General features: G+C 74.3%; 5 protein-coding genes. 1 reads left to right on the top strand and 4 read right to left on the bottom strand.

Translation table 11 applies throughout. From position 1 onward, the window contains the following. Positions 1-1543: protein kinase domain-containing protein (locus ACWGIU_RS02895; protein WP_453701892.1), on the bottom strand; the 1543-nt coding region annotated here is incomplete at its 3' end. Between the two features lie 10 nt (positions 1544-1553). On the opposite strand from ACWGIU_RS02895, the gene ACWGIU_RS02890 reads away from it, so the two are divergent. Further along, positions 1554-1880, top strand: coding sequence for a hypothetical protein (locus tag ACWGIU_RS02890; RefSeq protein ID WP_441350760.1), 327 nt, complete (start codon positions 1554-1556; stop codon positions 1878-1880). 70 nt (positions 1881-1950) lie between these two features. On the opposite strand, the gene ACWGIU_RS02885 is transcribed toward ACWGIU_RS02890, so the two are convergent. From ACWGIU_RS02885 to ACWGIU_RS02875, 3 genes are all read right to left on the bottom strand, one after another. Further along, a complete protein-coding gene (locus ACWGIU_RS02885) occupies positions 1951-3237 on the bottom strand; it encodes a hypothetical protein (protein WP_453701891.1) in 1287 nt (428 codons plus the stop codon). Positions 3238-3347: 110 nt separating this feature from the next. Next, the gene (locus ACWGIU_RS02880; protein WP_453701890.1) at positions 3348-4463 is read right to left on the bottom strand and encodes a glutamate ABC transporter substrate-binding protein; all 1116 of its coding nucleotides are present in this window, start codon (positions 4461-4463) and stop codon (positions 3348-3350) included. Positions 4464-4468: 5 nt separating this feature from the next. Continuing rightward, positions 4469-5878, bottom strand: a complete 1410-nt coding sequence (locus ACWGIU_RS02875; RefSeq protein ID WP_453701889.1) for a hypothetical protein — start codon at positions 5876-5878, stop codon at positions 4469-4471. Positions 5879-6066: the final 188 nt, after the last annotated feature.

Raw genomic sequence — 6066 nt, 5'->3', positions numbered from 1 at the left:
CTCCCGGGAGGCGCGGCGAGGTCACCGGGGCGAGTACCGCCCCCGCCCCCGTGACCGGAGCCGGCGGCGTCCCCGTGGCCGTGGGCGCCTGCCGCGGTGCCGGCACCGGCGCACCCGTCATGTGCGTGGTCGTGCTCCCGAGCGCGGGCAGCGGCGCGCCCCCGGCCGGATTCCCGGGCCCGGCCGTCACCGCGCCGCCGGGCGCCCCGAGTCCAGGCCTTCCGCCTGGCGGCGTGCCGCCGAGGTGCCCGGGCGCCCAGGGGCCGGCGGCCCCGGCCGATCCCGGGGCCGGAGCGGCCCCGGTGGACGGCGCCGGGCCTCTTGGCGCCCCGGGCCCAGGAGTTCCGTACGGGGCCCTGCCGCGGCCGGGGGCCCCGAACAGCACGCCACCGAGCCGGGACGCGAACGGCCGGGAAGCGATCGGCCGGTAGCCCAGCCGCGAGACGACCGTGTCGGCCGCGTCGGCGAACAGCCGGGTGTCCGGAACACGCAGCTCCGGGCCGAAGAGGGTCGACAGCTGCGGCCGCGGCCGGCCCGTCTGCAGGGCGACCACCTCCCGCAGCACGCCCGTCAGCTGGTCCGCCATCTCCTGCGCGGACGAGAACCGCCGCCCCGGGTCCGGGTCGGTCGCCCGCACCAGCAGCCGGTAGAAGGACTCGTACCGCCGGAACACCTCGATGTGCTCGGGATCCGGCAGCGCATCCACGAACACATTGGTGTAGCCCTGGAAGTCGAAGGTCAGCACGGCCAGCGTCCGCGCCACCGTGTACAGGTCGGAGGCGACCGAGGGGCCCAGCTCCGCGACCTCGGGAGCCTGGTAGCCCACCGTGCCGTAGATGGCCGACTCGGTGTCGTCCATCCGCCGGACCGCGCCCATGTCGATCAGCTTCAACTGGTCCTGCTGCTGGATCGCGTTGTCGACCTTGAAGTCGCAGTACAGAAGGTTCCTGCTGTGCAGGTGGCCGAGCGCCTCCAGCGCCTCGATGCCGTAGGCGCACGCCTGCTCCACCGGCAGCGGGTCGCGCCGCCCGTCCGGCCGGCGCCGCTCGTTCGCGATCTCCTTCAGCGATTTGCCGCCGACGTACTCCATGACGATGTACCCGTCCAGCGAACCGGTCCGCTGGTCCAGGTGCTCCACGAAGTTGTAGATCCGCACGATGTTGGAGTGTTCGATCTCCGCGAGGAAGCGCCGCTCCGAGATCGCGGCCTCCATCGCGTCCTGGTCCCCGGTGTCCAGCAGGCCCTTGAGCACCACCCACCGGTCCGCGACCGCCCGGTCCACCGCCAGATACACCCAGCCCAGGCCGCCGTGCGCGAGGCAGCCCGCCACCTCGTACTGGCCGCGCACCACATCACCGGAGCGCAGCTTCGGCACGAAGGAGTACGGGTGCCCGCACTTGGTGCAGAACCCTTCCGTCCGGCCCGGACGTTCGCCCCTGGAGCGGCCCACCGGGGCTCCGCAGTCCGAGCGCGAGCAGAACCGCTTGCGCTCCGGCACCTCCGGGTTCTCCAGGACCGCGGTCGAGGGATTCGGACGCGGCACCTCCGGCACGTTGACCAGCCCGGCGCCCAGCCGGCTGCGGCCTGAGGCCGCCGAGCCCGAACTGCGCACCGACACCGAACGGGTGGACGTCGTCCCCGACACCGAGCGCGACAGCCGCCCGGACACCGAACGGCGCGAGGAGGAGGAGCGGGAGGACCGGGCCGAGGCCGAGGACCGCGCCGAGCCGTGGGAGCCCTGCGAGCCCATCGACCCACGGGACCCGCCGGAGCCCAGGGAACCCCGGGCCGCGCTCGTCATCCCCGTCGGCGGCGACACCAGCTCGTCCGCGCCCGCCGCGATCGAGCCGATCGGCGCCAGCCCGCACGTGTCGCAGTAGACCTCGCCGCCGCCCATGTCCTCGTACGCCCCCGGGCAGCCGGGGCGAACGCACGCGGTTCCTATCAGGCTCATGCGTCCCCCTCTCCCGGCCCGTCGGGCCGCTGTTCCTGGTCTCGCAGTTGCTGGGGCCGGTGCTGCGGCACCAGCGACTCCGCCGTCGCCTGCTGGTAGCGCAGGACGGCCTGCTCGGCGGCCCGCAGGTCGCAGGGCGCGCTCCACAGCATCCGCCGGGCGGTGTCGTACCGCTCGATCAGCAAGGGGTCCTCCGCCATTCCGTGGCGGGCCACCTTCGCCTTGTACGCGTCGAGCCGCCCGCGCAGCTCGGCCCGTACGGCCAGTGGCGCCGTCACAGCGGTCAACGATTCACGGGCCCGCCGCAGTTCCTCCTCGGCGCGCACTTCCAGGGATTCCAGCAGCGGCGAGAGCCGGTGCCAGCGGGCCTGGCGCCGGTGTTCGGCCGCCGCCGCGAGCTGCTCCTGGAGCACCGTGGGCGGGCCGCTCACCGCGGGCACCTCGGACGCGGCGATCTTCGCCAGCACCTCGCCGCGCGCGGTCCGCGCCTCCGCCAGGGTCCGGTCGGCCCGCGAGAGCACGTCCCGGAGGGCGATCAGCCGCTGCTCGGCGTCCTGCCGCACGTCCAGCACCGCCTCGATCTCGCGGCGTACGTCCTCCAGCGCGAGCGCGGCCCGGTCGTAGCGACCCGTGTCCGGACGGCCGCCGCCGGGCGCCGAGCTGCCCGACGCCGGCACCCAGAAGGCCAGCGGATCCGCGATCACCTGGGTGCGCAGCTCCGTCAGCTCGGCGGTGATGCCCTCCAGGTCGTCGCCGGCGGGGTGCTCGCCCGGCCGCACGCCCACAGAGTGGGCCAGCGAGCGGGTGCGGTGCAGCTCGGCGGCGAGCAGGTCGATCCGGGCGGGCAGCGCCGACCACACGGCGTCGGCGGCGACCACCACGTCGAGCGAGCGCGCGTACAGGCCGTTCATCCGGGCCACGAGCTCGGCGAGCGAGAGCCGCTCGGCGAGCGCGACGCCCTCGGTCCCGGCCCCGGCGATCAGCACTCCTGGCCCGCGCAGCCGCTCCGTCAGCTCGATGAGGTCCTCGCGGTTCGGCCAGCGCCGCCGCTCCCGGACCTCCCGGGCGGCGGTCAGCGCCCCGCTGTAGGCGTCGAAGTACGTCCACAGCCGGGTGATGTCCGCGTCGGCGGTCGTCCAGCGGTCCTTGGTGATCCCGGCCAGGGCGGCGCCCTCCAGCAGCCGGCGCCCGGCATGGTCCTGGAGGGCGAGCAGCGAGGTCTCGACGGCCTCGTGCTCCGCGCCCAGCCGGGCCAGGGCGCGGTCGACGCCGTCCCGGTCCATCACTGCCGCCCCCGCCTCCACCGACTGTGCCTCCGCTTCCGCCGCCGCCTCCGTGTCCGTCCTCCTATCCTGCCCCGCGCCCGGTCCCGTGTCCGAAACCGTCACGGGCCTCAGCCGTCCCGGTACTTGGGTGCGGGGGGCGCGGTCACGCCGGGCAGCACGGGCTGCAGGTGCTTGAGGTACGCCTTCATCCACGGGCTCTCACCGCCGCCCGCGCGGTAGTTCTCCAGCACCTTGTTGACCCGGCGGACCAGGTCGGAGGCGTCCTTGTTCATCGCCACCCCGTAGAACTCGCGGGTGAAGGGCGAGCCCACCAGCCGCACCGAGGGGTCCTGGGCGGCCTGGCCGGCCGCGAGGGCGTTGTCCGTGATGATGCCGTCGACCTCGCCCAGCTGGAGCCGGACCAGGCAGTCGAGCTGGTTGGCGACGGTGACCGGCACCGAGCCGTACGACTGGGCCTTCAGGGCCAGCTCGGCCGTGGAACCCGACGCGATGCAGATCCGCCGGTCCTTCAGCGAGGTGTCGTACCCGGTGACCGGAGAGCCCTTGGGAACCAGTACCTGCTGCCCGGCCTCGAAGTAGGCCGTCGAGAAGGCGACGTCCTCCAGCCGCTTGCAGTTGATGGTCATGGTCCGCACGACGATGTCGACGCGCCCCTCCTGAAGGGCGGGAACGCGCTGACTGGTGGGGATGGCCCGGTAGATGACCGCGTTCTCGTCGCCCAGGATGTCCTTGGCGATGGCCTTGACGAGGTCGATGTCGAAGCCGTCGAGGCGGCTGCCCTCGGCGGTCTGGTTGCGGTAGCCCCAGCGGAAGCTGTTCTGGTCCACGCCGGCGACGAGCTTGCCCGCCGCCCTGATCCGCGCGATCGTCGCCCCGTCCACATCGGAGGGGCGCAGGCTGGCCTCGGGGTCCTGGCAGGTGTCGGTGAGGGTCCAGGGCGCGGCCGGGGCCGCGGCCATCGACGCGGGCCGGCGGACCACCGGCCTGCCGGTGTCGGGCGTCGCGTGGGCCAGGGGCAGCAGGACGGCGGCGGCGGTCGTCGCGCAGGCGACGGCCATCGCGCTCACCCCGCCCCAGCCGCGCAGCCGGCCCGTGGCGCGGCGGATGCCGGACGCCGCGCCCGCGGTCGCCGCCCGCCGGGCCCGGCCCGCCCGGCTCTCGGGGCCTTCGTGGCCCTGGGTGTTCTCGTGACCTTCGGCGGCCCGCCCCGTTCGTATCCGCATCGCGCTCACCTGTACTCCGAAAGCCTGCGCCCGATGCCGAGCAGAGCCGCTGCCGCGCCGAAGACCACCAGGGCCGCGGCGCCCGTCACCAGGCCCCCCAGCGCGCCGAGCCCGTCCTGGGCGGCCCGGGTGAACTCCTGCTGCTCGTGGGCGACGGCCTGTTCCAGGGAGGCGTCCACCGTGTCGAAGGCTGCCCCGCTGCTCTCCTTGTGCTGCTCGTCCCCGACGACCAGGGGCAGGGCGGCCTCGTAGTCCCCCTTCAAGTCCGCCTCCCGGGCCGCGGTGTGCCGCTCCTTCCACTGCCGCACCCCGTCCGCGGCCCGGCTGACGGGGTCCCGGCCGGCCGCGTCGTCGGCGAGCCGCAGCGCGGTCGCCAGCCCGGCGTCCAGCTGCTTCATGTTGTGGGTGAAGTCCACGTCGTACTTGTCGGACTTCTTGTCCTCGGCCAGTACGGCGCCCCGCGCGATCAGGGTCAGGTTCTCACCGGCCCGCGCCTGCAGGGAGGCGATCCGCGCGTCGTTGAGCACCTTCATCGACTCCTGCCCGTCCGCCCGGGCCTCGCTCAGCGAGGACCGCGCCACCGTGTGCCCCACGGCGAGCCACAGCAGGACAACCACCGACGCGGCCGTCGCGGCCACCAGCCCGTGGTTGAGGACCCGGTTCGTGTGCCGGTAGTTGCGCCGCTGCGCCCAGAGGAGGGCGGCGACCGCGAGCAGGCCCAGACCGACCGAGGCCAGCGGCCAGGACCGGGCGTCGTCGTGGTCCTGGTAGAGCCGCTTGGTCTCCGACTCGTAGAGCCGCTGCGCGGCGGGCAGCAGCTGGGTGGTCATCTGATCGTTGGCGTAGCGGAGGTAGGCGCCGCCCAGCGGCAGGCCCTGCCGGTTGGTGGCCCGGGCCTGCTCGATCAGGCCGGTGTAGCGCGGGAGCTGCTCGCTCAGCACGGTGATCTGCCGGCGCGAGTCCTCGTTGCCGCCGGTGTTGGCGGCAGCGCTCACCAGCAGCTTGGAGGCGTTGGCGATGTCCTTCTCGTAGCGCCGGCGGACCTCGCGCGGCTCCTGGGCGCCCAGCAGGAACCCGCTGGAGGAGGCCGTGTCGGCGTCCGCCAGGGAGCGGTAGATGCTCGCCGCGTCCGCGCTCAGCGGCTGGCTGCGGCCCACCACGTCGTCGGCGGCCGCGGCCCGGTCGGAGATCTCCCAGACGCTCGCCGTGCCGAACAGCACGATCAGTGCGGCCAGTACCGCGCCGATGATCCGCAGCCGGCCCGGCTCGGTGGTCGCCGCCTCGCGCAGCCGTTCCACGCCCTCGGCCCAGGCGGTGCCCCGCCCGGCCGGCCCGTCGGGCGGTGGCGCAGTCGGCCCGGCGGACGGTACGGAAGCACCGCCCCTTGGCGCGGGCGCGCGTGAAGTGATCGCCACCGTGACCTCCCCCTCGGTCCTGTCGTCCTCCAGCCGACGCTGGGAGGTACCCCCTGCGCAGCAGTATGGCCGTAGTGCCGGTCGACCACAGCACCCGGTGCTGGATCCAGGGCGATCCGTCCCTGGGGGCCCCTTCGCCGCCCCTTCACCGTCAATACGTCCGTATGGGCGCCACGGTTCCAGACCGG

Source organism: Streptomyces sp. NPDC054840 (assembly GCF_053611065.1).
Note: the sequence above shows the minus strand (reverse complement) of the source record. Positions and strands in the feature narration are given on the sequence as shown.